This window comes from Acidimangrovimonas pyrenivorans (assembly GCF_042643245.1).
Lineage (GTDB): Bacteria > Pseudomonadota > Alphaproteobacteria > Rhodobacterales > Rhodobacteraceae > Acidimangrovimonas > Acidimangrovimonas pyrenivorans.
Genome location: NZ_JBHRSK010000004.1, coordinates 747,946 through 771,497, shown reverse-complemented (window position 1 = coordinate 771,497; position 23,552 = coordinate 747,946). Strand labels below are relative to the sequence as shown.

General features: G+C 66.8%; 23 protein-coding genes and 1 pseudogene. 16 read left to right on the top strand and 8 right to left on the bottom strand.

The features are described from left to right. Position 1 precedes the first annotated feature (1 nt). From ACFOES_RS06585 to dctP, 4 genes are read right to left on the bottom strand one after another with little or no spacing between them, the layout of a single operon-like run. A complete protein-coding gene (locus tag ACFOES_RS06585; protein WP_377832402.1) occupies positions 2 to 961 on the bottom strand; it encodes an alpha/beta hydrolase in 960 nt (319 codons plus the stop codon). Beyond that, a complete protein-coding gene (locus ACFOES_RS06580; RefSeq protein ID WP_377832401.1) occupies positions 961 to 2,247 on the bottom strand; it encodes a TRAP transporter large permease in 1,287 nt (428 codons plus the stop codon). The genes ACFOES_RS06585 and ACFOES_RS06580 overlap by 1 nt, the downstream gene beginning before the upstream one ends. Then, a complete protein-coding gene (locus ACFOES_RS06575; protein WP_377832400.1) occupies positions 2,244 to 2,717 on the bottom strand; it encodes a TRAP transporter small permease in 474 nt (157 codons plus the stop codon). Before ACFOES_RS06575 ends, ACFOES_RS06580 begins: the two co-directional genes overlap by 4 nt. Position 2,718: 1 nt before the next feature. Beyond that, complete coding sequence (gene dctP / locus ACFOES_RS06570; protein ID WP_377832399.1) at positions 2,719 to 3,711, bottom strand: TRAP transporter substrate-binding protein DctP; 993 nt, start codon at positions 3,709 to 3,711, stop codon at positions 2,719 to 2,721. A 130-nt stretch (positions 3,712 to 3,841) separates the two neighbouring features. Between dctP and ACFOES_RS06565 the strand changes: the two genes are divergently transcribed. Next, positions 3,842 to 4,321, top strand: coding sequence for a MarR family winged helix-turn-helix transcriptional regulator (locus ACFOES_RS06565; protein ID WP_377832398.1), 480 nt, complete (start codon positions 3,842 to 3,844; stop codon positions 4,319 to 4,321). 434 nt (positions 4,322 to 4,755) lie between these two features. Here ACFOES_RS06565 and ACFOES_RS06560 read toward each other — a convergent pair whose 3' ends face one another. Beyond that, positions 4,756 to 5,742 carry a malate dehydrogenase gene (locus tag ACFOES_RS06560; RefSeq protein WP_377832397.1) on the bottom strand — a complete coding sequence of 329 codons (987 nt, stop codon included), beginning with the start codon at positions 5,740 to 5,742 and terminating at the stop codon, positions 4,756 to 4,758. Positions 5,743 to 5,954: 212 nt separating this feature from the next. Further along, complete coding sequence (locus tag ACFOES_RS06555) at positions 5,955 to 6,491, bottom strand: hypothetical protein (RefSeq protein ID WP_377832396.1); 537 nt, start codon at positions 6,489 to 6,491, stop codon at positions 5,955 to 5,957. Here ACFOES_RS06555 and ACFOES_RS06550 point away from each other — a divergent pair. From ACFOES_RS06550 to ACFOES_RS06540, 3 genes and pseudogenes are all read left to right on the top strand, one after another. Further along, the gene (locus tag ACFOES_RS06550) at positions 6,481 to 6,657 is read left to right on the top strand and encodes a hypothetical protein (protein ID WP_377832395.1); all 177 of its coding nucleotides are present in this window, start codon (positions 6,481 to 6,483) and stop codon (positions 6,655 to 6,657) included. The two genes, ACFOES_RS06555 and ACFOES_RS06550, sit on opposite strands and share 11 nt — an antisense overlap. 6 nt (positions 6,658 to 6,663) lie before the next feature. Beyond that, positions 6,664 to 6,984 (top strand): annotated as a pseudogene (locus tag ACFOES_RS06545) (acyl-CoA dehydrogenase family protein); the annotation flags it as partial. A gap of 40 nt (positions 6,985 to 7,024) precedes the next feature. Beyond that, positions 7,025 to 7,216: an acyl-CoA dehydrogenase C-terminal domain-containing protein gene (locus tag ACFOES_RS06540; protein ID WP_377832394.1), complete on the top strand. Its 192-nt coding sequence runs from the start codon at positions 7,025 to 7,027 to the stop codon at positions 7,214 to 7,216. Between the two features lie 77 nt (positions 7,217 to 7,293). Here ACFOES_RS06540 and ACFOES_RS06535 read toward each other — a convergent pair whose 3' ends face one another. Next, on the bottom strand, positions 7,294 to 8,808 hold the full coding sequence (locus ACFOES_RS06535; protein ID WP_377832393.1) for a class I adenylate-forming enzyme family protein: 1,515 nt from the start codon (positions 8,806 to 8,808) through the stop codon (positions 7,294 to 7,296). 116 nt (positions 8,809 to 8,924) lie between these two features. Here ACFOES_RS06535 and ACFOES_RS06530 point away from each other — a divergent pair, with 116 nt between their 5' ends. Genes ACFOES_RS06530 through ACFOES_RS06520 form a run of 3 tightly spaced genes read left to right on the top strand, consistent with a single transcriptional unit; the run spans position 8,925 to position 12,036 of the window. Next, entirely contained in the window at positions 8,925 to 9,731 is an 807-nt protein-coding gene (locus ACFOES_RS06530) for an alpha/beta fold hydrolase (protein WP_377832392.1), read from the top strand. A gap of 51 nt (positions 9,732 to 9,782) precedes the next feature. Further along, a complete protein-coding gene (locus ACFOES_RS06525) occupies positions 9,783 to 10,901 on the top strand; it encodes an ornithine cyclodeaminase (RefSeq protein WP_377832391.1) in 1,119 nt (372 codons plus the stop codon). Continuing rightward, positions 10,885 to 12,036 (top strand): amidohydrolase, encoded by a 1,152-nt coding sequence (locus ACFOES_RS06520; protein WP_377832390.1) that lies wholly within the window; start codon positions 10,885 to 10,887, stop codon positions 12,034 to 12,036. The genes ACFOES_RS06525 and ACFOES_RS06520 overlap by 17 nt, the downstream gene beginning before the upstream one ends. An 8-nt stretch (positions 12,037 to 12,044) precedes the next feature. On the opposite strand, the gene ACFOES_RS06515 is transcribed toward ACFOES_RS06520, so the two are convergent. Next, positions 12,045 to 13,673 (bottom strand): class I adenylate-forming enzyme family protein, encoded by a 1,629-nt coding sequence (locus ACFOES_RS06515; protein ID WP_377832389.1) that lies wholly within the window; start codon positions 13,671 to 13,673, stop codon positions 12,045 to 12,047. 165 nt (positions 13,674 to 13,838) lie between these two features. Between ACFOES_RS06515 and ACFOES_RS06510 the strand changes: the two genes are divergently transcribed. From ACFOES_RS06510 to ACFOES_RS06470, 9 genes are all read left to right on the top strand, one after another. Continuing rightward, a complete protein-coding gene (locus tag ACFOES_RS06510) occupies positions 13,839 to 14,498 on the top strand; it encodes a TetR/AcrR family transcriptional regulator (protein ID WP_377832388.1) in 660 nt (219 codons plus the stop codon). Positions 14,499 to 14,627: 129 nt separating this feature from the next. Continuing rightward, positions 14,628 to 15,608: a TRAP transporter substrate-binding protein gene (locus ACFOES_RS06505; protein WP_377832387.1), complete on the top strand. Its 981-nt coding sequence runs from the start codon at positions 14,628 to 14,630 to the stop codon at positions 15,606 to 15,608. A 38-nt stretch (positions 15,609 to 15,646) separates the two neighbouring features. Beyond that, positions 15,647 to 16,270 carry a TRAP transporter small permease subunit gene (locus tag ACFOES_RS06500; RefSeq protein ID WP_377832386.1) on the top strand — a complete coding sequence of 208 codons (624 nt, stop codon included), beginning with the start codon at positions 15,647 to 15,649 and terminating at the stop codon, positions 16,268 to 16,270. Continuing rightward, a complete protein-coding gene (locus tag ACFOES_RS06495; RefSeq protein WP_377832385.1) occupies positions 16,267 to 17,556 on the top strand; it encodes a TRAP transporter large permease in 1,290 nt (429 codons plus the stop codon). The genes ACFOES_RS06500 and ACFOES_RS06495 overlap by 4 nt, the downstream gene beginning before the upstream one ends. 9 nt (positions 17,557 to 17,565) lie before the next feature. Continuing rightward, positions 17,566 to 18,075: a MaoC/PaaZ C-terminal domain-containing protein gene (locus tag ACFOES_RS06490; protein ID WP_377832384.1), complete on the top strand. Its 510-nt coding sequence runs from the start codon at positions 17,566 to 17,568 to the stop codon at positions 18,073 to 18,075. Beyond that, positions 18,075 to 18,698 (top strand): DJ-1/PfpI family protein, encoded by a 624-nt coding sequence (locus ACFOES_RS06485; RefSeq protein ID WP_377832383.1) that lies wholly within the window; start codon positions 18,075 to 18,077, stop codon positions 18,696 to 18,698. The genes ACFOES_RS06490 and ACFOES_RS06485 overlap by 1 nt, the downstream gene beginning before the upstream one ends. A gap of 7 nt (positions 18,699 to 18,705) precedes the next feature. Further along, positions 18,706 to 20,904 (top strand): N,N-dimethylformamidase beta subunit family domain-containing protein, encoded by a 2,199-nt coding sequence (locus ACFOES_RS06480; protein WP_377832382.1) that lies wholly within the window; start codon positions 18,706 to 18,708, stop codon positions 20,902 to 20,904. A gap of 60 nt (positions 20,905 to 20,964) precedes the next feature. Continuing rightward, complete coding sequence (locus ACFOES_RS06475; RefSeq protein WP_377832381.1) at positions 20,965 to 22,515, top strand: ABC transporter substrate-binding protein; 1,551 nt, start codon at positions 20,965 to 20,967, stop codon at positions 22,513 to 22,515. Positions 22,516 to 22,581: 66 nt separating this feature from the next. Next, on the top strand, positions 22,582 to 23,550 hold the full coding sequence (locus tag ACFOES_RS06470; RefSeq protein WP_377832380.1) for an ABC transporter permease: 969 nt from the start codon (positions 22,582 to 22,584) through the stop codon (positions 23,548 to 23,550). Positions 23,551 to 23,552: the final 2 nt, after the last annotated feature.

Genomic DNA, 23,552 nt, shown 5'->3' with positions numbered 1-23,552 from the left:
GTCAGCCGGCAAGGAAGCTGTTCGCCGCCGCGAAGACGGCCGGAGCTTGACGCTCGGCGCTGACGAAATGCGCACCGTTCGCGATTTCGACATATTGGCGTTCCTCGCTGCCAAGGGCGTCGAACAGCGCCAGCGCGTCGGCCCGGGTCGAGGTCGGATCGGCGCCTCCCCGGAGCAGCTGCACCGGGCAGCGGATCGCGCCGGGATCGTAGAGCGGCCGGCCGTTGAACGCCTGCCACAGGTCGCAGAAGGTTCCGTTCGGCGCACGGAAGGCGGGGGGCGACTGTTGCGCCGCCAGCGGGTCGTCGGCCAGCGACGACAGGAAAAGTGCTTGCAGCACCGCCTCGTCGCGCCAGTCGGCGCCTTCGGGTATCTCCGCATCCCAACGCTCGCGGGTGCCGGCCTCGGTCACCCAGCGACAGGCGCCGAAGGCGGGATTGAGCCGCGCCGGATCGGACGGATCGGCCAGCAGCGCGTGCCAGCCCGGATTGGGCGCGGCGAAGATCGGCGCGTAGAGCACCAGCCGCGCGACCCGCCCGGCGCCGAGCGTCGCGGTGTAGAGCGCCGTGGTGATCGAGCCCCATGACCCGCCGACCAGCGGCAGCGCCCTGCGGCCGTGGCGGGCGGCAAGCCAACGCATCGCGTCATCTATGTCGCGGATCGCCTCGGTCGCCCGGGCATAGGGCCCGGTTGCCGCCGCCATCGCGGCCGATCGCGAGCGCCCGTAGCCGCGGATGTCGAGCGCATAGGCGGCGAAGCCCGCCGCGGCCGCGGCTTTCAACCAGCTCGCCCCCGGATGGGGGATGTCGTAGAGCCGGCTGGCATAGGTGGCGCCATGGACGAACAGCACCGGCGGGCGGGCGGGGTCGTCTTCGTGGGCACGCAGATGCAGGCGCAACCCGGGCTCATCCGACGAGGCGATGAAATGCGCCCGCGCGGTGTCGTGACGGCGCCAGTCCATCACAGCATCCTCGGAATGGTGGTGACGATCCCGGGCATGGCCCAGAGCAGCGCCATGCCGGCGAGAAAGATGGCGACCACCGGCCAGGCGGCGCGGAACACCTGCGCAGTGGTCAGGCCGGGGCTTGCCCCCTTGAGCGCGAAGAGGGTGTAGCCGAAGGGCGGGGTCAGGCTGCCGACGGTGAGGTTGATGAGAAACAGTGTCCAGAACCAGATCGGGTCGTAATGCATGGCGGCGACGATCGGTTGATAGATCGGGATCGCCAGCAGCATGAAGGCGATCTGGTCGATGAACATGCACAGCACGAAGGGGATCGCCATCATCACCAGGAAGGTGAGGTCGGGCCCGAGCCCGAGATGGCCGATCAGTTCGACCATGCCGCGGGTGGCGCCGGCGAGCGACAGGAGCTGGCTGAACAGCTTGGCCGAGCAGATGATGATCAGGATCACCCCGCTGGTCAGCACCGCCGAGGAAACCGCCTCGCGCAGCATGGCGAAATTCAGCCGGCCGAACAGCGCCGCCACCAGCGCCGCGCCGATCACCCCGGTCGCGGCCGATTCCGACGGCGTGGCGATGCCGAGCATGATCAGCCCCATCACCATGAAGATGACGAGCAGGAACGGCGTCATGCCGAGCAGCGCCTTCAGCGCCGAACCCTTGGGGGCGGTGGCCTCGGGGGGCGCCTCGCCGCGGGTGGCGAGCGCGACATAGCCCAGCGTCAGCGCCGCGAACACCAGCCCGGGCAGGATACCGGCGACGAGGAGCCCGGCGATCGAGACGTCGGCCAGCGAGCCCACCACGATCGCCATCAGGCTCGGCGGGATGATCGGCGCGAGGCTGGCGCCGGCGAGGATGGTGCCGGCGGAAAGCTGGCGGTCGTAGCCGCGCGCCTCCATCAGCGGCAGCACCGAACGGCCGAGCATCGCGGCGACCGCGACGGCAGAACCCGAGAGCGCGCCGAACACGGTGGAAAGCAGGATCGTCACCACGTAAAGCCGCCCCTTCAGCCGCCCGACCAGCCGGTCGACGCTGTTGAACAGCACGTCCACCGTGCCGGAACGGAACAGCACCTCGCCCATCAGGATGAACAGCGCCACGGTCATCAGCGACGGCGAGGTCGCGGTCTCGAAGATCGAGTTGGTGAACAGGCCGAAGCCGCGCGGGCCGATCAGCAGCAGCACGCCGACGAGGTTGAGCGCGAGGAAGCCGGCGAAGATCCGCACCCCGGCGAAGAGAAGCGCCAGCAGCAGGCCGATGGCGACGATCAGGAACAGTGCCCAGCTCATAGCGGCCTCGCGAAGCGGCGGGCGAGGTGGAGCGCCGCGCTGGCCAGCCCGAGCGCGATGATCGCGGTGATCCACCAGCGCGGCACCGGGATGGCGGCGTTGGTCATCAGTCCGCGCCGGAACTGGATCAGGGATTCCTTGCCGACGATCCCCGCCGCGGTGGCGCAGGCGAGCGTGGCAATTGCGACGTTGAACCGCCCGAGCCACAGCGCCGGGCGGCCGCTCAGCGCCTCGGGCACCATGTCGATGGCGACATGGGCGCCCCGCCGGGTGATCTCGGGCAGCGCCGTGAAGATCACCACCGCCAGCGCATATTGCACCGCCTCGCCCGACCAGACGGTGGGCGCGGCGAAGAGGTAGCGGGCGATCACCTCGAAGACGTAGAGGAAGAGCGCCGCGACCAGCGCCCCCCCCGCGAGCGCGAAGAGCCCGCGGGAGGTGAGGTCGTGGAACCGGCCGAGGGGTGTCATCTCAGTCCGACAGCCCGGCCTTGCGGGCGAGGTCGCGCAGGCCTGCGACGGCCTCGGGCGCGCCTTTCATCGCCACTGCCCAGACCCCGTCGGACCAGAGCTTGTCGAGCTGCGCCGCCTCGGCGGGCGGGAAATCGGTCATCTTCATGCCGAGCTTCAGCAAATCCGCCTTCTCGGTGGCCGCGAGACTGTCGAAGCGCGGGATGCTCTCGTCTTCGAGCGTGATCGCCGCCTTGTGGAGCGCGGCCTGTTCCTCGGGCGTCAGCGAATTCCAGCGGTCGAGGTTCATGAAGATCATCACCCCGACTTGCCCGAAAACCGGATCGGCCATGTATTTGCTGACTTCATACCATTTGAAGTCCTTGGCCCCGGTCAGGCCCCAGGCCGCGCCATCGACCACCCCGGTCTGCAGCGCCGAGTAGACGTTGCCGCCGCCCATCACCACGCCGGTGCCGCCAAGCGCCTCGATCATCGGGAAATAGGAGACGGTGGCGCGGATCTTGCGCCCGGCCAGCGCCGGGCTGCCGGTGATCGGGTCCTTGAGGAAGAAGCGGAAGCCCTTGGTGCCGGTTGCCGGCGCCGCGATCAGCTTCATGCCGAAGTTCTTCTGATAGTAGCTGTCGATATAGTCGATGATCCCGCCGTCGCGGCGCTTTTGCGGGTCGGTCGCGATCGCGTCGATGGCGAGGCCCAGGGGGCTGACCCCGGCCGAATAGGCGGGATGGGCGAAGAGCAGGTCGAAGACCCCCGATTGCACCGGCTCGAACTGTTCGAGCGCCGGCACCGCGTCGGGCCCGGTGTAGGTGAAGGTCAGCTCGCCCCCCGAATCCTTCGTCGCCAGCGCCATGAACGGCTTGGCGATCTGCTCGGTGAAGACGAAGCCCTCGGGGAAACTGCCGAGCATCTTCAACTCGAGGGCCGAGGCGGTACCGGCGGCAAGCCCCAGTGCCGCGCCGATCGCCAGGGCGCAGGCCCGGCTCAGAAATCGTTTCATGTTCTCCTCCCTTGCGCATCACGCGCCAATGGTGGAAGTATAGTTCCAAATGGGACTACATGTAAAGTTCCATATGGAACCGGTTGGGGGGGTGGCAGAGATGGGCGATCAAGGCGGAGCGGAGCGGGCAATGGTGGAGCGTTTCGGCGCGCTGTCGCTGGTGATGCTGAACGACACGCCGCTGTCGCCAGCCTGGCGGCTCAACTTCCTTGCCAACTTCTTTACCGGTCCGGTCTACCGCGAGCTCGAGCAGCGCACCGGCCTGTCGCGGGCGGAGTTCGTCATCCTCTTCAGCTTGTCGCAGCGGTCCGGGCTGGTGGCGCGCGACATCTGCCTCGTGACCGGCCTGCCCAAGAACTCGATCAGCCGCGCGGTCTCGACGCTGCTGGCGCGCAAGCTGATCGAGCGCCGCCCGGACGCCGGGGACAAGCGCGCAAAGCTGCTGGCGCTGACCGCCGAAGGCCGCGCGTTGCTCGACCAGGCGGTTCCGCTGTTCGAGGCACGCCAGAGCGCGATGCGCGCGGCGCTGACCGCCGAGGAGGCCGCGCAGTTCGACGCGCTGCTGGCGAAGATGATCGACGCGATGCCGGGCTGGGTCGGCGCCGAGTAGGGATGGTTGCCACCCGGCGATCCGGGTTCCGCGCCCGCTGAGCGCACTCCGCTGTGCCGATCCCGACGCTCTGCCTGCGGCGCTGCCACGGCTTGCCGGGCAAGCAGCCTGGGCCGTTCGCCTGCCGGCAATGGCCATGGGAGCGCCGGGGCTCATCTTTCGCCGTCGCGCGCGACCGTCGCCCCTGGGCTCGAATGCCGCGAGGAACCGGGCGCGCTTCCCCGGCTTTCCTCTTCGGCCTCAACCGCAGGCTGGACTTGCAGCGCGATTCCAGGGGCGGCGATGAGGGCCGGCACAATCGCCCTCAAACCCCTCCGACAGGGCGCCAGATCACCGTCTCGGCGCTGGCGCCATGCGGATGGCCGTGAAGGTGGAGTGGCCTGGCCCAGGTCCTTCCGGGAAGCACACTCCACCCTGTTGCCGGAATGGCCAGCTCAACCCAGAAGGGCCGCGACGGCTTCCCGTTCTTCTTCGAGCTCGGCAATGGTCCGGGCCATCATCCCGTTCTGGAACTCATTGAAGGACAAGCCTTCGACGCGTTCATAGCTGCCGTCTTTGCAGACGACAGGCACCCCGAACATCAGCCCCTCGGGGATGCCGTGGGCTCCTGTCGAATGGACGCCCATGGACACCCACTTGCCATCGCTGCCATGAATCCAGTCGTGCATGTGGTCGATGGCAGCATTTGCCGCGGACGCGGCAGACGAGGCGCCACGGGCCTCGATGATGGCGGTGCCGCGCCGCGCGACATCCGGAATCAGCGTTTCGCGATACCAGGTTTCGTCATCGATGATCTCCGACAGGAGGCGACCGCCGGACACCGCTTCTGTCCAGTCGGCGAACATGGTCGGCGAGTGGTTGCCCCAGACCGCAAGGCGATCGATGTCGCCCACGGCCACGCCGGCCCGCGCGGCAAGCTGCGTGAGTGCGCGATTGTGATCCAGGCGGATCATCGAGGTGACGTTCTCTGTCGGGAAGTCGGGAGCATTGGCCGCGAGGATCATGGCGTTGGTATTGGCGGGGTTGCCCACGACCACGACTTTGGCGTCGCGCTTGGCCGCTTCATTCAGCGCACGGCCCTGAACCCTGAAGATCTCGGCGTTTGCCGAAAGAAGATCGCGGCGTTCCATGCCCTTGCTGCGCGGCCTCGATCCGACGAAGAACGCCGCGTCCGCGTCCCGGAAGGCGACGGTCGGATCGTCGGTGACGATCGTGTCGACGAGGAGGGGAAAAGCGCAGTCTTCGAGCTCCATGACCACGCCGCGCACCGCAGCCTGGGCCTGGGGCAGATCGAGAAGCTGCAAGATGACCGGCTGATCGGGGCCGTAGACGTCGCCTTTGGCAATGCGGAACAACAGAGCATAGCAGATCTGACCGGCGGCACCGGTCACGGCAATGCGCTTCGGGGTAGGTGTGGGCATCCAAGCCTCCTGTCGTGATTCCGATCATGACTTAATGCAGCGCCATTGATCTGACCAACGCAAAAATGGGTTGATTCCGTTCGAAGCCGTCGATGAGCCGGATTCATCGCGAGGCGAGCTGCGCGCCCGATCCATCGCGCGAGTCTTCGCGGTGCCGAAGAAGCCGGTTTTCGCCTCGCCGCGGAGTTTCCGGCACATCGCCTCGGAGGTGTTTATCCGAGCCGGCTGTCCGGACGCCTGCACTCCCGCCAGCCCCGCCAGATGTCGACGATCGCCTCCCCCCCTCGGGACACCCGATGGGGCACTCTATCGCCGCCGCGCCAACCGGAAGAAGACTTGGCCCAGTCAGTGTTCAGAAGCCGCTCCATCAGGCCTGAGCCCGATGCTTTTGGTTTCTGAAAGCGCAGCCCGGCCTCGAGATGGCGGAGGTGCCCGTCGGTGAGTTCGGCTAGAAGATCATCACGTCTCCGCTGACCGATGGCGCCTCGATGACCCTGGTCGCCTCCGCCGCTGCCGTCGAACGGCACGGGCTCACGCCAATGGCGCCGATCGACGACTTGCGCTTTCTGCTCGAGACCGTGTTCGGTTTCGACGAGGTGATGACCGCGATCGGCCAGAGCGAGGTCGATGCCGCTCTTGCGGTGGACATCCTCACCGGGGGCGACAAGCTTTGCGCGGAGCTGCTCAACCCGCTGAACCGGCCCGGCGCCGGTCATCGGGCATCCCGACGTGCGCAGGATGCTGCTCACCGTCCGGGCCTGGAACGAGGCAGGCCGGGCGCTGGCGGTCTGGACGGCGCTGCAGATGGACTTGTCGAGACACCATCCCGACGCGGAGCTGCGCGCCGCGGCGGACGGCTTCGTCGCCCAGCTCACCCCGGTGGTGAAGGCGGCACTCAGCGACTTCGGCCTTTAGGCGGCGGTGCTGTCGCAGCAGGCCATCGGCGGGCACGGCTACATCGCCGAATGGGGCAGGGAGCAATTCGTGCGCGACGCGCGGATCACCCAGATCTACGAGGGCACCAACGTGGTGCGGGCGCTCGACCTCGCCGGGCGCAAGCTGGGGTTTGAAGACGGCAAGTTGGTGCGACGGTTCATCGAGATGATGCGCGCCGAGGTCGCCGACGCATCGGGCCCGGACGTTGCCGATCTGGTCGCCTCGGCACAGGCCGCGCTGGATCGGCTCGACCGGGTGACGCAGGCGATCCTTGGCAATGCCGCGAAGCCGGGCTGGGTCGGCGCGGCGGCCACCGACCACCTCCGGCTGTTCGCCGACACCGCCTATGGCTGGGCTCTGGCTGCAGATGGCCGCTTGCGCGGTCGAACAGCGCGGCGCGCTGGGCGGTTTTGCCGAGAACAAGCTGTGCCTCGCCCGTTTCTTCTTCGACCGGCTGTCGCCGCAGACGCTGGCGCTGGAAGCCGGGATCATGGCCGGGCCGGCATCGATCAACAGCCTCGCCAACGACACGATCTGACACAGCGGCGCTGTGGTCTGGAACGGCACGGGCGCGTCGGCGCCTGTGCCTTTCCCGTTTGCGATGGCGAGAGGGCGCTAGCCGAGCTCCCCATTGCACACCGCGGCGCGGTCGAGCTTGCCGTTGCTCAGGCGCGGCAGGGCCGGGACGACGGCAAACAGCTTCGGGATCTTGTAGTTCGCAAGCGACCCGGCGCAATGCGCCTTGAGCTCGTCGCCGGTCACGCTGGCGCCGGGCTTGCACTCGAGCGCGCAATGCACCGCTTCGCCGTAGACTTCGTCGGCTACGCCGTAGACCACGACTTCGGCAACGGCAGGGTGGCTTTCGATCGCCACCTCAACCTCGCGCGGGTAGACGTTGTAGCCGCCCGACTTGATCATCTCGCGCAGCCGTCCCTTGATTGTCACGTTGCCGTCGGGGCGCAGGAAGGCGAGATCGCCGGTATGCAGCCAACCCTCGGCGGTAAAGGCCTCGCTTGTGGCCGCATCGTCGCCCCAGTAGCTGCGCAGCACGCAGTCGCCGCGCGCCTGGATCTCGCCGACCTCGCCCTCCTCGCACAGTGTGCCGTCCGCGCGCGCGATCCGGGTCTCGAACCGCGGATCGAACCGACCGATCGTGTTAAGCAAGACCTCGTCGGGCGCACCCGGGTCGGAATAGGACAGTGAACTCATCACCTCGGTCTGGCCGTATTCGACGAAGACTTCAGCGCCGGTTTCGCGCAGGCGGGCGAGGGTGGGGGCCGAGACCGCGCCGCCGCCGATGCAGATCGAGCGCAGCGACGACAGATCGCGGCGGCCGAAATCGTCGTGGTTCGCCACCATGGTGAACATGGCGGGCACCTGGAGCCAGGTCTGGATCCGCTCGCGCTCGATCAGCTCCATCACCTCGCTGGGACTGAACTTGGGCTGAAATACCAGCGTGCCGCCACCGACCACGCAGGCCATCGTGTTGTTCATGATCGCGCCGACATGGTTGATCGGCAGGTTCGAGATGTAGCGTCGCGCCTCCCCGTCGAGATGTTCGTGCTGGCCGGTCGCCGCGCCGATCAGCCCGCCGTGATGCAGCGCCGCGCCCTTGGGCTTGCCGGTCGACCCCGACGTGAACACGATCACCGCGACATCGTCGGGCTGGGCCGGGCTGTGATGCGTGGCCACCTGGCCGGCGAGCCCTTCGGCAGTTGGCACCGGCAGGACCGGGATGTCGCCGGCGGCGCGGCTCAGCCGAGACGCGAGATCCTGCTCGCGCGGCACCGGGGCATGGAGCAGGATCGCTGGCTTGGTGACCGCGAGAACATGGGCAATCTCGCTCTCGGAATAGCGCGGATTGACACCAACGTAAATTGCGCCGAGTCGCGATGCGGCGAGCAGAGTCATCAGGTAGGGAATGCCGGGCGCGGCCGCGATCGCAACCCGGTCGCCGCGGCGAATGCCCTTTTCATCCAACCAGGCGCACAGGAAATCTATCAACAAATTTAGGGTTGCATAACTCAAACGCAGGGACCCGTCGACCGCGGCTTCCGCCTCGGGCGTGGCCGCGGCGTAGTGGGAAGTAAAGGCGTCGAGTGTCTTGGGGTGGGGTGTGGGTAGGGGCATATATGTCGACCTTTGACATCCGTGTTGCGCCGTAATGGCGATTGACCATCGGCCGAAATTAACATACATGTAAAAAACGGCAACCGGAATGACACACTGCAGCACGTGAGGTCTCAATGGCACTGATGCATGTTAATGGGGCGGCTCTTTTCGTCGAGGAATTTGGCGCCGGCGAAGAGGTGGTCCTGTTCACCCATGCGCTGTTCTTCAGCGGTCGGATGTATGAGCGGCAGATCCAACGCCTCGCCGACCGGTACCGCTGCATCACGATCGACTGGCGTGGCATGGGGCGCAGCGGCAAGCCGCTTGGCGGTTATGATGTCGACAACCTCTGCCACGACGTGATCGGCGTGGCCGACGCCCTCGGCATCGACCGGTTCCATTGGGTCGGCATGTCGGTCGGCGGGGTGGTGGGTATCCGGCTCGCGGCGCAGATGCCGGCGCGGTTCAAATCTCTGGCGATCGGCGGGGCCTCTGCCGAGGCGGAGCCGATCGAGAAGGTGATGAAATACGAAAATCTCTTGCTGGATGGCTATGCGGTCGATCCCGCGAGCGTGGTCGACGGGCTGATGCCGATCCTCTATGGCGAACCGTTCCGGACCGACCCAGCCCGGGCCGACGACGTGGCCCGCGAACGGGCGCGGATTATCGACAATGACGGCCCGGCGGTGGCGCGCGCTTCGGCGCCGATCCTGCGCCGGGTCGACATCCGTCACATGCTGCCGCATGTCGCCTGCCCGACCTATGTCTTCGTTGGTGAACTCGACGGGGCGAACCCACCAGCAAAATCCAGGATCATCGCCGAAGGCATCCGCGACAGCAAACTCGAGATCTTCGACGGCCTCGGCCATCAACCGAATGCCGAGGCGCCCGAGCTGTTGGCCGACCGGCTGCGCGCCCACCTGGACGCCGTCGCCGGCTGAAATGCCCCGGGCGGGCCAAGTGTCCGCCCGACACAAAAGGTTTCTCCACACATGCAGATCACCGCGAAGCCGCTCAGCTCGGTGCCTTTCGTGAGCGTGGACCACATGATGAAGCTTGTGCTCGGAATCGGTGTCGAGCGGTTTCTCATCGAGCTCGCGGGCTACATCGAAGACGACTACCGGCGCTGGCAAGACTTCGACAAGACACAACGCGTCGCTGCGCATTCGCCGGGCGGAGTGATCGAGCTGATGCCGACCAGCGACGGCCGGTTCTACAGCTTCAAATACGTGAACGGTCACCCGAAGAACGCCCGCAGCGGCAAGCAGACGGTCGCCGCATTCTGCGTGCTGGCGGACGTGGAAACCGGCTATCCGGTGCTGTTGTCAGAGTTGACAATCCTCACTGCGCTCCGCACGGCGGCGAAGTCGGCGGTGGCGGCAAGGCACTTGGCGCCGAAAGGCAGCAGGACCATGGGCATGATCGGCAACGGCGCGCAGTGCGAATTCCAGGCGATCGCCTTCAAGGCGGTACCGGGCATCGACACGGTGCGGCTCTACGATATCGACCCGGCTGCGACGGAGAAAGCCGTGCGAAACCTCGCCGGCAGCGGACGGAAGGTGGTGCCCAGCCGCTCGGGCGAAGCAGCGGTCGAGGGGGCGCAGATCGTCACCACATGCACGGCCGACAAGCAGCACGGAACCATCCTCGGCGACAACATGATCGGGCCGGGGGGGCACATCAACGCGATCGGCGGCGACTGTCCCGGCAAGACCGAGGTGCATCCCGACATCCTGCGGCGCGCGGAGATCTTCGTTGAGTATCTGCCGCAGACGCGGATCGAAGGCGAGATCCAGCAGCTGGCCACCGACCACCCGGTCATCGAGCTCTGGCAGGTCGTCACCGGCGCGACGCGGGGGCGGTCGGGCGCCGATCAGATCGCCCTGTTTGACAGCGTCGGCTTTGCGATCGAGGATTTCTCGGCGCTGCGCTACGTCCACGACCGCATCACCGCGGGCCCGTTCAGTGAGCGTCTAGACCTGGTGGCGGACCCTGATGAGCCGCGGGATCTTCTTGGCATGCTGTTGCGGGCCCGAGCGCGCAATGAGGCGGCGGTGCCCGCCAGACGATGCAATTCCCAGGAGAGGCTGGCAGATGTTTCTGACGAATGAAGATGTGGTGGAATTGGTGGCCTGGCGGCGCAAGCTGCACACCCTGCCGGAGCTGTCCGGCGAGGAGGTCGAGACCGCACGCGAGGTGAAGGCGGCGCTGATGGCGACCCGCCCCGACCATATCATCGACGGCCTCGGCGGGCATGGTGTGGCGGCCGTCTACGAGGGTGCCGAGCTCGGTCCCACGGTGATGTTCCGGGCCGAGCTGGACGGTCTGGCGATCGAGGACACCGCCGATCTTCCGTATCGGTCGCAGGTGCCCGGCAAGGGGCACCACTGCGGCCATGACGGGCACATGACCACGTTGATGGCACTCGCGCGCGGGGTGTCACGGCAGCGGCCGCGACGGGGGCGGGCGGTGCTGATGTTCCAGCCTGCCGAGGAAAACGGCGCCGGTGCCGCCGCGGTGGTCGCCGACGACGGTTTTGTCGCGATCAAGCCGGATTTTGTTTTCGCCTACCACAACATGCCCGGCATGCCCCTGGGGAAGGTCGCGCTGACGGATGGGCCCGTCACCTGTGCCTCGCGCGGGATGAAGATCATTTTCGCCGGGCGCACCGCCCACGCCTCGATGCCTGAAACGGGGGTCTCGCCGATACCGGCCGTGCTGAAGCTCCTGCCCGAGCTGGTCAGCCTCGGCAGCGGTGCGCTGCCGTCGCCGGATTTCGCGATGACCACGATCACCCATGTCGAGATCGGCGAGCCGGTCTTCGGCATTTCGCCGGGCGACGGTGAGGTCTGGCTCACCCTGCGCAGCCTGACCGACAGCCGCATGGAGGCGTTGCGCCTCGAGGCGGAGCAGCTCGCACGCAAGGCGGCAGCAGAGGCCGGGCTCGGTGTCGAGATCGAATATGACAACGTGTTTGCCGACTGCACCAATGATCCCGAGGCAGCCGCCCATGTGCGCCGCGCGCTGGAGGCGGAAGGGATCGCTTTCGATGCCGGCGAGCTGCCGTTGCGCGGCTCGGAGGATTTCGGCAGGTTCGGCAAGGGTGACAGCAAGATCGCGCTGTTCCTGCTCGGCGCGGGCGAAAGCCGCCCACATCTGCACAACCCCGACTACGATTTCCCCGACGATCTGATTTGCATCGGTGCGCGGCTGTTCAACCGGATCCTGAGAGACTTTCTCGGCTAGCCAGCGCCTCAGCGCCAGATGCCCTCTACCGCGTCGAACGCGCCGAAGCGCAGGTCGTCGACGCCTGCCAGCAGCGCCTTTTTCTCAATCTTGTTTGACGGCGTGCGCGGGAAGCCCTCCACATAGGCTAGGTAGCGCGGCACCTTGAATTTCGCGAGATGCGCGCGGGCGTGGTCGAGGATCAGCTCGACCGGCATCGCGTCGCGCCGGGTGCCGGGCTTGAGCTGGACGTAGAGTTTTACCTCTTCGCCCCGCACCGGATCGGGCACCGGCACCGCAGCGGCGTCTTCGATCCCGGGCAGGGCGCAGATCACAGCCTCGACCTCGCGCGCCGCGATGTTTTCCTGCGAGCGGCGGATCATGTCCTTCAGCCGGCCGACGAGATAGAGGAACCCGTCCGCGTCTTTGCGAAACAGGTCCCCGGTGCGGAACCAGCGGCCCTCGCGGAACGCCTCGGCATTGGCCTCGGGGCGGTTCCAGTAGCCCTGGAAGATCGACCGGCCGCGCACCCAGAGCTCGCCGGTCTCGCCGGTGGCCACCGGCGCGCCGGCCTCGTTACGGATCGTGGTTTCGCGACACGGCGCGGCGAAGCCGACGCTGCCGGAAGCGTACATCTCGTCGAGCTCCGGTGGCATCCAGGTGCCGAGACCGATCTCGGTCATTCCGAAGGCCTCGCGCGCGGTGACGCCGAAGCGGCGGCGGAAATCACGGCAGGTTTCCGGCGGCCAGCCGAAGGTCGCCACCTGTTTCAGTGCGGTCTGCGCTTCCTCAGGTCGTTCCGGCTGGCGCGTCATCAGAAGCGGGAACATGCACCATTCGATGTTGTGGTCGATGAGCCAGCCCAGGAACCGCGACGACGACAGGCCCGGCGCGATCACCAGCGTCGCGCCGCTCAGCAGCGCTTTCAGGGTGATCCATTGCGGGTCCATGTAGAAATAGGGCTGTGCCGACAGGATCCGCCCCGCAGGCGCGGCGTCCCAGGCGAGCGCCGCTCGGGCGAGCACCAGCCAGTAATCATGCGTGAGCATGCAGCCTTTCGGAAAACCGGTGGTGCCCGAGGTGTACTGGATGTTGGCCAGGTCGTCGGGGCCGGCGGGGCCGGAGGCCAACGGCGTCTCGGGGCTTGCCGCGGCGATCCGGTCGAACGCACCGTCGCCTTCGGCGATGTCGGCAACGGCAAGGCGGCGGCGCAGGTCTTCGGGCAGGCCCGCGACCACCTTGGCGAACTGGCCGTCATGCAGCAGTAGCCGGGCGCCGGAATCGCCCAGCACATAGGCGATCTCGTCGGCTGTGTAGCGGGTGTTTACCGGCACGTGCACCGCCCCGAGCCGGGCGAGCGCGATAAACAGCGCCGGGTAGGCCAGCCGGTTAGGCAGCATCAGGCCAACGCGGTCGCCCTTGGCTATGCCCATGCGCGTGAGCGCCTGGGCATAGCGGTGGGTCAGCGCCTCGAATGCGGCGAAGGTTGCCCGCTCACCGCGTTCGAACACCTCGATCGCCATCCGGTCGGGATAGCGGGCGCAGGCCTCGGAGACCGCGCTGCCGATCGACTGAAGCGGAAAGGTGTCACCAAGCGCGCGCGTTCGCGCGCGCGCGGCCGCGAATCGGTCCGGTGTGGGGCGGGGAAGAGTCGGCATTTGGCGTCTCCCGACAGCTATGTAGAAACCTTCTATCAGAACCCATAAGGTTTACAAGAGTGTCGAAATCTGGCCCGTTGTCGGCGGCGCCGTGACATGTTGCCTTTCGGTGTTCGGGCCGGGATAACTGTGGCAGCACCAATGCTGGCAATGAGGAGAGAGACGGTGGATGAAGCAAGGCAGTCGAAGCGCTATTCGAAGCGCCGCGAAACGATCCTGGCCGAGGCGCTGCGCGTGTTCTCTGAGCGCGGCCTGGAATCGACCGGGATCAAGGAAATCGCGACCAGCCTCGGGCTGACCCACCCGGCGCTCTACCACTACTTCTCATCGAAGGAGCAACTGGTCTACGAGGCGGTGGAGAAGGCGATCCAAGACGAGATCGCGGCGATGGAGGTGGCCGTGAAATCGCTGCCGCTTCACCCAAGTTTGCAGCTCTATAGCATTGCCAGAGCGCAAGTTTTCCACGAGCTCGACGGGCGCGCCTTTGTCCCGTTCGTGAATGCGTTTCTCTACGGACCGCTGCGCAATGCCGCAAAGCTGTCGGATGAGCAGCGCGACAATATCCTGCGGCTGCAGCGCCGGATCGTCGGTATGTATCGGGATGTGATCGTGGCCGGGCAGAAGGCGGGTGAGTTTGCTGACGGGTCTCCCACGATGGCCGCTTTTGGCGTGCTGGGAATCCTGTCCTACGCGGTGTTCTGGTTCCGCCCGGACGGGCAGATGGATGCTGCCGCCGTGGCTGACGCGATGGCGGCCCAGGCGGTCCGTTCTGTGAGCGGTCTGGTGGGGGTTGGCGGGGAGGGCGCGCCGCCAGCGGATGGATAAAGATTGACAGACATGTAAATAAATGGAGACTGATCGTTGCATGGAGTGACACAGGGGAGGTTCACCATGAAACGATTCGGTACTGCTGTTGGTGCGTTCTGCCTGTTGGTGGGCGCAGGATCCGCCGCCTTGGCGGAAGAACATTTCAAGGTCGTCGGCACCTGGGGCACCGGGGCGATGTTTCCCGAGCACGAGGCGCCGCTCTGGACTGTCGCGCTGCCGCAGGCCTCGGGCGGCGCGATCACCGCCGACATCCAGGCGATGACCGATCTCGGCCTCAAAGGGTTCGAGACGGTCAAGCTGCTGCAGACCGGCGTCTACGATGCCGGCTTCGGCGCCTACACCTACATTGCTTCGGGCGACCCGGTGTTCGAGGGGATCGACCTGGCCCTGGTCTCGCGGTCGAGCGCGGAAAACCGAAAGCTGGTTGAGGCCTACGAGCCGGTGGTCGCCGCGGCGTTCGAGCAGATCCACGGCGTGAAGCTGCTGGCGAGCTACCCGTTCCCGGCGCAGATCCTGGTCTGTCGCGACGAGTTCACCGGCCTCGATGACCTGAAAGGGCGCAAGATCCGGGTCTATTCCACCACGCTTGGCGATATGGCCGAGGGTCTTGGCGGCGTCAGCGTCACCATCCCGCTCGGCGATGTGGTGCCGGCGCTGCAGCGTGGCGTGATCGACTGCGGCGTGTCGAGCGGCATCAGCATGTATACGGCGAAATGGCAGGACGTGGTGAAATACGTCTACGAAACCCCGGTTTCGGCCGGCATCGCCTTCCTTGCCATGAACATGAGCCGCTGGAACGGCCTCGATGCCGACACCCAGGCGCTGATCCAGGCCGAAGCCGACAAGTTCGTCGACAAGGCGTGGGACGCGCTGGCGGATTCCGAAGCGCAGGGGATCGCCTGCCTGACCGGCCAGGGCGAAGAATGCCGCTATGGCGAACCGGCCAACATGAAGCTGGTGGCCGCGCGCCCGGAAGACGATCCGATCCGCAAGCAGCTGCTCGCCGATTTCGTGCTCAAGCGCTACGCCGATCGTTGCGGCGAAGCTTGCACGACCCGGTGGAACGAGACCGCTGGTGCCGTCGTCGGGGTCGAGGCGCGGCCGTAGGGCGCGCCGATCCGAACCTTCAATAGGGGAAAACGGTGATGATGAACCGACTCCTGCTTCGCGGGCACGGCACGATTGAGCGCGTCGCCCAGCTCCTGGTCTGGGTCTGCGGCTCTGCCCTCATCGTGATGTCGTTCGTCATCACCGTCGAGGCCCTGATGCGCAAATTTCTCAGCCACTCCTTTGGCGGCGTGGACGAAATCACGGCCTATGTCTTCGCCGTCACCACCACCTTTGCGTTTCCGTTCGCGATCCTACAACGCGCCAACATCCGCATCGACATCCTGCGCAACCTGTTCGGACGCCGTGTCCGGCTCGCGCTGGATGTGCTGGCCTGGGGGGCTTTCACGCTGGTGTTCGCGCTGATCGCCTACCGGGCCTGCGCGCTGGCGCTGCAGTCCTTCGAAGAGGGGGCACGCTCGATCACCCCGCTGCGCAGCTACCTGGCCATTCCCCAGGGGCTGTGGGCGGCCGGGCTGGTCGCCAGCGTGCTCGCCTCGCTGTCGCTCGCGCTGCGTGCGCTGGCGCTATGGCGGGTGGGGCAGGGCGAGGCCGCGGCTGCGATGCTGTCGCCGTCGGATGAGGTGGCGCAGGAGCTTTCCCACATCGCGGTGTCGTCCGACGACGCCGTCGGCCCTGCCACCGCCGGAGAGCTGTCATGATTGCGTCGACGATCTTTCTCCTGCTCGGCGCGCTCGCGCTGTCGGTTTCGGTTGCCGCATCGCTCGGCGTGCTGGCCTACGCGCTGATTTGGCTCTTCACCGAGGTGCCGCTCGACCGGATGATCGGCGAGATCGCCTGGCAGTCGATGTCGTCCGACACACTGGTGGCGATCCCGTTCTTCATCCTGCTGGGCGAGATCCTGCTGCGTGCCGGCATTGCCGAGCGGATGTACGCCGCGCTGGTCGAATGGCTGTCGTGGCTGCCCGGCGGCACCATGCACGCCAATATCGGCGCCTGCGCGCTGTTCGCGGCCTCGTCCGGATCGAGCGTGGCGACCGCGGCCACCATCGGCACCGTCTCGGCGCCGGAAATCGAGAAGCACGGCTACAGCCCACGGCTGTTTCTCGGCTCGCTCGCGGCCGGCGGCACGCTCGGCATCCTGATCCCGCCCTCGGTGTCGCTGATCGTCTACGGCGCGCTCACCGAGACCTCGATCCCGCGGCTCTACATGGCCGGGATGTTGCCGGGTATCGTTCTCGCTGCAATGTTCATGGCGCTGATCGCCGGCGGTTGCCTGATCAAGCCCGCGGCTGGCGGCACGCCGGTGAAGACCACCTGGGCGCGGCGGATCCGGGCCATCCCCGATCTGTTTCCGCCGCTGATGATCTTCGGCCTGGTGGTGATCACGATCTATGTCGGCATCGCCACCCCGACCGAGGCCGCTGCGTTTGGCGTGGTCGGCGCGCTCGGCCTCGCCGCCACCCACAAGAAGCTCACCATCCCGATGCTCTCCGAGGCGATCGAGGGCACCATGCGCACCACCGCGATGGTCACCGCGATCATCATGACCGCGCTGATCCTGAACTTCGTGATGACCTTTCTCGGCATCTCGCGGCAGATCGTCGACGTGGTGGTCGCGCTCGACCTCAGCCCGCTGGCGCTGATGATCGCGATCGTGCTGTTCTACCTCGTGCTTGGCTGCTTCATGGAGGGGTTCTCGATCCTTCTTGTGACGGTGCCGATCATCGTGCCGATCGTGGTCTCGCTGGGCTATGACCCGATCTGGTTCGGCGTGGTGCTGACGCTGCTGCTCGAGGCGGCGCTGATCACCCCACCGATCGGCATGAACCTCTACGTGGTCCAGGGCGTGCGCCAGGGGGGCGATCTCAGCGACGTGATCCTCGGCTCGATCCCGTTCGTGGCCGTCATCTTCCTGATGATCCTGATACTTCTTGCCTTCCCGGACCTTGCCCTGTGGCTGCCGTCCCTTGCCTTCGATTCCTAGGAGAATACCGTGAGTATCGATCTTTCCGACCGAGTTTCCCTGCAGCAGCATATTGGCCAGGAGATTGGCCGATCGAGCTGGCACCCGATCTGCCAGGAGGACATCGACACCTTCGGCCGCCTCACCCGCGACGTCGATGCGATGCACATGGATCCCGACTGGGCCCGCGCGCGCAGCCCCTACGGCCAAACCATCGTCTACGGTTTCCAGACCATCTCGATGATGACGATGATGATCAACGAGATCCTGAACCGTGGTTCGCAGGAGGCCTACAAGCTGAACTACGGTTTCGACCGGGTCCGGCTGATGGCGCCGGTCCCGGCCGGGGCGCCGATCCGCGGCGTGGCCCGGCTGAAGAGGATCGAGGACCGTGGACCGGCCCGTTTTCTCGTTACCATCGAGATGACCGTCGAGGTCCGGGGCCAAGCCAAACCGGCGGTGGTGGCCGACTGGCTGTTCATGGTGGTGAATGGCGCTGAGGAAGAACGGCGGCCGGAGATGGCCGGGGCGTCGAAGTGATGAGACGGATTGGCTTCCTCGCGTTTCCCGGGGTCGAGGAACTCGACCTCGTCGGGCCGTGGGAAATGGCGACGATGTGGCGGGACTACGCCGCTGGACCGGAATGCCTGGTCGTCGCCCAGCAGGCCGGATCGGTGCGCTGTGCCAAGGGCCTGGAGATCGTCGCCGATACAGGTTTTGCCGATTGTCCGGCGCTCGACGCGCTGGTTGTTCCGGGCGGTTTTGCCGCCTTCGACGAGATGGCGAACGAGGCCGTTGTCACGTTCGTCCGGGCCGTTGCCCAAAGCGGAAAAGACGTGCTGTCGGTCTGTTCCGGCAGCTTCATCCTGCTCGCGGCCGGGCTGCTCGAGAACCGAAATGCCACCACTCACTGGAAGGTTCTCGGGCAACTCCGCGAGGCCGGGGTCGATGTGGCCGAACAGCGCTTCGTGCGCGACGGCAATATCTGGTCCAGCGGCGGTGTGTCGGCCGGGATCGACCTGATGCTGCATTTTGTCGCCGAGACCGCGGGGGAAGAGGTCGCCGCCGCGGTCCAGCACAACGCCGAATACTACCCCAGCCGGCAGATCTACGGCCGGGCGCACGCCGCGCCGGGCATGCCAGCTTACATGAAGGAGCTGTGAGGGCACCATGGTCAACACGCATTTCAAGGATGTCGTCGGCTACACCGACCCGATGTCGGTCGAGGCTGGCGGAACGCTGAAACTGAAGGTTTCGACCACCGCTGACCGGGTGCGCCTTGGCGTCCGGCGGGTCGCTTCAGGGAGCTGGTCGGCACAGGCCGGGCCCGACGTAACACTGGTTCACGCGGAAGGCTTTGAGGACCGGGTCCTCGACGGGACGCTCCATTCCGTTCCGCTCGGCTCCTATGCACAGGCGCCGGTGTCGGAGGCCTTTCGCCGGTCCGAAGCACGTAGCTTCGGCCTGCTATTGATGCCGACCGCAAGACACGGTCGGGTGCAGGCGCTAGTGCAGTTCTACGGCCCGCACGGCCGGCGGCTGGGTGGGCTCGCCCTCGATGCCGGCGGCCACCTGGCCATCGTCGGCGCCGACGGTGCTCCGCTCCTACGCAGCGCGGCCCCGCTGGTGCGCGGCCAGTGGGCGAGCGTCGGCGCGGGGTTTTCCGGCACCACGGGCGGGGTCGAGCTGGCCGTCGCGCCGCTGTTCGGCGCGGCGACCGTTTCGCGGGGCGATGTGGCTCTCGACGGCCTGGCGGCGGCTGAAACCCTGACCCTCGGCGCTGCTGTCGCTGCGGGGGGGGCGGCGCAGGTCGCGGACGCCCGCTTCGCCGATCCGTTGCTAACCACGGCCACGGCCGGAGAGATCGCCACCGCACTGGCCAGCGGGACGCAGGGCTGGCGGCATCTGTCGCGTGCCCACGGCGCCGGCGCGGTCCTGTCGCGGTGGGATTTCTCGCAGGCGCCGGAACGCGCGCGGGTTAGCGATGTCGGCCCCGGCCGCTGCGACGCCGAGCTGGTCAACACCCCTTCTCGCGTGATCACCGGGCCGTTCTGGGACGGTAGCGCCTTCGACTGGCGCCTGCGGCCGGAGCACTACAACGCGGTGCATTTCCACGCCGACGACCTCTCGGATTGCGGCTGGCCCGACGCAGCCCTACTCGACATTCCGGCAGATTGCCCCTCGGGTCTCTATGGCGCCGAACTGAAAACCGAAAAGGGCACCGACGTGGTGCCGTTCGTGGTGCGGGCGCGCCCGGCGGAGCGGGAGCCGGTGGCGCTGCTGCTGCCCACCTTCACGTATCTGTCCTACGGCAACGCCCCGCCGGCGATGCGCGGTCCCGACCATGGTATCGCGGCCTATCCCGACGAGGCGCCGATCGACGGCCATCCCGGCTTCGGCCGCTCGCATTACGACCGCCATGACGACGGCGCGCCGGTGATGCTCTCGTCGCGGCTGCGGCCGGTCACCTCGATGCGGTTCGGCAGCCTGCCCTGGGGGATCACCCCCGATACCTGGCTCTACACTTGGCTGCGCGACAGGTTCGGGCAGATCGACCTGCTCACCGATGAGGACCTGCACCGCGACGGGCTGGATGCGCTTTCCGGGCACCGGCTGGTGATCACCGGCAACCACCCCGAATACTACTCCACCGAGATGCTCGATGCGCTCGAGGCCTTCTGCGACGGGGGCGGGCGGATGATGTATCTCGGCGGCAACGGTTTCTACTGGCGCGTGAGCGTGTCGGACACGGTGCCGGGCCAGATCGAGGTGCGTCGCACCGAGGACGGCACCCGGGCCTGGATCGCCGAACCGGGCGAGGGCCACCACCAGATGGACGGCGGCTACGGCGGGCTGTGGCGCCGGCTTGGCCGGCCGCCGAACCGGTTGGCGGGCGTCGGTTTCGCCGCGCAGGGCTTCGACGCGAGCGGCCACTACCACGTTCGCCCGGACGCGCGCTCGGGGCCCGGCGGTTTCGCGCTCGAAGGCGTCGGCGACGATTTCGGTCAGCATGGCTGGCTGGGCGGCGGCGCGGCCGGGCAAGAGATCGACCGGGTCGAGCCGCGGCTCGCCCCCGACGCGGAGGTGCACGTGCTCGCCAGCAGCACCGGCCATCCACCCTCGATGCTGCGCACCAAGGAAGAAATGCTCTCTTTCGTGATGCCGTTCGACGACCCGAAAGCGCGCGCCGATGTGGCGATCCGCTTTGCCGGGGCGTCCGGCGCGGTGTTCTCGGTCGGCTCGATGGCCTGGGTCGGGGCGCTGCTCGACGGCGGCGATACCGCGGGCCGCAACGACGTGGCCCGGATGACCGAGAACGTGGTCCGGCGTTTTCTCGACCCGGCGCCGTTCCGCCCGTCGGGCGGCTGACGACACCCAGACTGCTTACTCCGCCCCGCGAAGAGGGCTGTTTCCCCATCGGAGGTTCACATGAAGTTCAAAGCATTCTTCCTGTCGCTGCTCGCGGCATGGCTCGCGTTTGTTGCGCCGCTCTCGGCGCATCAGTACGGCGGCAGCCTGAAAGTGGCGCTGTTTCCGGAACCGCCGACGCTAGTGGCTGGCCTCTCCGGCCTCGGCTCGGCAAGCATCGTGTCGAGCAAGATCTACGAAGCGCTCGTCACCTACGATTTTGACCTCAACCCGCAGCCCTGGCTCGCGACCTCCTGGGAGACCTCCAAGGACGGGCTGGTCTGGACCTTCAACCTCGCGGAAGACGCGAAATGGCATGACGGTGTGCCTTTCACCGCCGCCGACGTGGTGACCTCCTACGAGGTCTTCTCGGTCGAAAACGATCGGCTGAAACTGATCGCCGGCAAGATCGCCGCGGTCGAGGCGGTCGGCGAGCACCAGGTGCGCTTCACCCTCAACGAGCCGATCCCGTCTTTCATCTACATGATCAACTACGGCAACCTGCCGATCATCCCCGCGCATCTCTACGCTGGGGGCAATTATCGGGACAACCCGGCAAACGCGACCCCGATCGGCACCGGCGCCTTCAAGTTCGCCGACTGGGAGAAGGGCAGCTACATCCATCTGGTGCGGTTTGACGACTACCGCGACGGCTCCGAGCCGTTTCTCGACGACCTCTATTTCGTGGTCATCCCCGATGCCCAGGGCGTGGCGGTGGCGTTCGAGGAGGGCAGCGTCGACGTGGTTTCGGCGTCGAATCTCGAAGGTTTCGACGTGTCACGTCTGGCAGGTCTCGATGGGGTGGAAAGCACCAAGCACGGCTGGGAAATGCTTGCCCCGCACGGCTTCCTGTGGGTCAACACCCAGAAGCCCCCGCTTGACAGCGTCGAGCTGCGCCAAGCCCTGAACTACGCGCTCGACAAGGCGTTCATCCGCGACGTGGTGTTCAACGGCCTGGCCACGCCGCCGCGTGGCGCCTTCGACTCGCGCACGAAATTCTTCGACCCCAGCGTCAATGACTACGCCTACGACCCGGAAAAGGCGCGCAAACTGGTTGCGGCCTCGGGCTATGACGGCACGGTGCTGAAGCTGTCGACCGCGCCGGTGGGTTCGGCCTGGGCGCGGCTGGCCGAGTATGAGGTGCAGGCCTGGAAAGAGGTCGGCATCAATGTCGAGCTCGATAACAACGATGTCGGCGGCTACCTGAAAAAGCTGGGCGACCGCAGCTACGATCTCGGCAACATCTACCTTTACCAATACGGCGACCCCTCGGTCGGCGTGACCCGCAATTTCTATTCGTTCAACGATGTCGCGGGCTCACCCTGGAACAACGTCGGCCGCTATCTGAACGCCGACCTCGACGCGATCCTGGGGAAGGCGGATTCGGTGACCGATGCCGACGAGCGGGCGGCTCTCTATGCCCAGGCACAGCAGATCATCGGCAACGATGCGGTGCAGGTCTGGACCGCCGAACTCGAGTTTCCGACGCTCTACCGCTCGAAGGTGCGCAACCTCATCGCAACCGCGCTGGGGCTGAGCGACAGCTTCGCCGGCGTCTGGATCAAGCAGTAGCCCCCCCCCCCCGGCGGGCTGGTGCGATGGCGCCGGCCGCCCCCCCCCTTTATCGGAGCCCGAGTGGTGCTAAAGACCGTTGTTTCCGAAATCGCCAAGCGTTTCGTCGTGATCCTGTTCGTGGTGACCGGCACCTTCCTCCTGGCGCGGGCCGCGCCGGGCGACCCGGCGGCCTTCATGGCTGGCGAGGCCGGGTCGGGCGATCCTGCCTTCATTGAGCACCTGCGGGCGCAGATGGGGCTCGACAAGCCGCTCCTGGTGCAGCTTGGCTACTACCTGCGCGACCTCGCCAGCCTCGATCTAGGCCGGTCCTACCGCGAGAACCGGCCGGTGTTCGACATGATCGCCGAGCGCCTGCCCAACACGCTGGCGCTGGCCGGCGCGGCGTTCCTGCTGGCGCTCCTGTTCGGCACCGCCGCCGGTTTCCTTGCCGCGATCCACCGCGGCCGGCTAACCGATCGGGTGATCTCGATCGGCTCGGTGCTGTTCTTTTCCTCGCCCTACTACTGGGTTGCGCTGATGGCGATCCTGCTGTTTTCCGGCAAGCTCGGCTGGTTCCCCTCGCATGGCATCGAAACCATCGGCGCCGGTTACACCGGGTTGCGCGCCGTGGCCGACTACCTGCACCATCTCGTGTTGCCCGCCACCGCCTCGGCGCTGTTCTCGATGGCGATCTACGCAAGGCTGGTGCGCGCCTCGATGATCGAAACCTCCAATGCGCTGTTCGTGAAGGCGGCACATGCCAAGGGCATGGCGCCGATGCGGATCTGGCTGCGCCACGTGCTGCGCACCTCGCTTCTGCCGATCACCACCATGGCCGGGGTGCAGGCCGGGCAGCTGGTTGCCGGCACGATCCTGACCGAAACCGTCTTCGCTTGGCCCGGCATCGGCCGGCTGATGTATGACGCGCTCGGCGCACGCGATTACAACGTGGTGATCGGGGTCTTCATCGTCACCTCGGTCATCGTGATCCTGTCCAACCTCGTGGTCGACCTGCTCTACCGCGTCGTCGATCCGCGCACGCGTGCCGCCTGAGG

Excerpts from the sequence above, each read along its gene's own strand:
- ACFOES_RS06585 (WP_377832402.1), bottom strand. The coding sequence starts at position 961 with ATGGACTGGCGCCGTCACGACACCGCGCGGGCGCATTTCATCGCCTCG.
- ACFOES_RS06580 (WP_377832401.1), bottom strand. The coding sequence starts at position 2,247 with ATGAGCTGGGCACTGTTCCTGATCGTCGCCATCGGCCTGCTGCTGGCG.
- ACFOES_RS06575 (WP_377832400.1), bottom strand. The coding sequence starts at position 2,717 with ATGACACCCCTCGGCCGGTTCCACGACCTCACCTCCCGCGGGCTCTTC.
- dctP (WP_377832399.1), bottom strand. The coding sequence starts at position 3,711 with ATGAAACGATTTCTGAGCCGGGCCTGCGCCCTGGCGATCGGCGCGGCA.
- ACFOES_RS06565 (WP_377832398.1), top strand. The coding sequence starts at position 3,842 with ATGGTGGAGCGTTTCGGCGCGCTGTCGCTGGTGATGCTGAACGACACG.
- ACFOES_RS06560 (WP_377832397.1), bottom strand. The coding sequence starts at position 5,742 with ATGCCCACACCTACCCCGAAGCGCATTGCCGTGACCGGTGCCGCCGGT.
- ACFOES_RS06550 (WP_377832395.1), top strand. The coding sequence starts at position 6,481 with ATGCTGCTCACCGTCCGGGCCTGGAACGAGGCAGGCCGGGCGCTGGCG.
- ACFOES_RS06540 (WP_377832394.1), top strand. The coding sequence starts at position 7,025 with ATGGCTGGGCTCTGGCTGCAGATGGCCGCTTGCGCGGTCGAACAGCGC.
- ACFOES_RS06535 (WP_377832393.1), bottom strand. The coding sequence starts at position 8,808 with ATGCCCCTACCCACACCCCACCCCAAGACACTCGACGCCTTTACTTCC.
- ACFOES_RS06530 (WP_377832392.1), top strand. The coding sequence starts at position 8,925 with ATGGCACTGATGCATGTTAATGGGGCGGCTCTTTTCGTCGAGGAATTT.
- ACFOES_RS06525 (WP_377832391.1), top strand. The coding sequence starts at position 9,783 with ATGCAGATCACCGCGAAGCCGCTCAGCTCGGTGCCTTTCGTGAGCGTG.
- ACFOES_RS06520 (WP_377832390.1), top strand. The coding sequence starts at position 10,885 with ATGTTTCTGACGAATGAAGATGTGGTGGAATTGGTGGCCTGGCGGCGC.
- ACFOES_RS06515 (WP_377832389.1), bottom strand. The coding sequence starts at position 13,673 with ATGCCGACTCTTCCCCGCCCCACACCGGACCGATTCGCGGCCGCGCGC.
- ACFOES_RS06500 (WP_377832386.1), top strand. The coding sequence starts at position 15,647 with ATGATGAACCGACTCCTGCTTCGCGGGCACGGCACGATTGAGCGCGTC.
- ACFOES_RS06495 (WP_377832385.1), top strand. The coding sequence starts at position 16,267 with ATGATTGCGTCGACGATCTTTCTCCTGCTCGGCGCGCTCGCGCTGTCG.
- ACFOES_RS06485 (WP_377832383.1), top strand. The coding sequence starts at position 18,075 with ATGAGACGGATTGGCTTCCTCGCGTTTCCCGGGGTCGAGGAACTCGAC.
- ACFOES_RS06480 (WP_377832382.1), top strand. The coding sequence starts at position 18,706 with ATGGTCAACACGCATTTCAAGGATGTCGTCGGCTACACCGACCCGATG.
- ACFOES_RS06475 (WP_377832381.1), top strand. The coding sequence starts at position 20,965 with ATGAAGTTCAAAGCATTCTTCCTGTCGCTGCTCGCGGCATGGCTCGCG.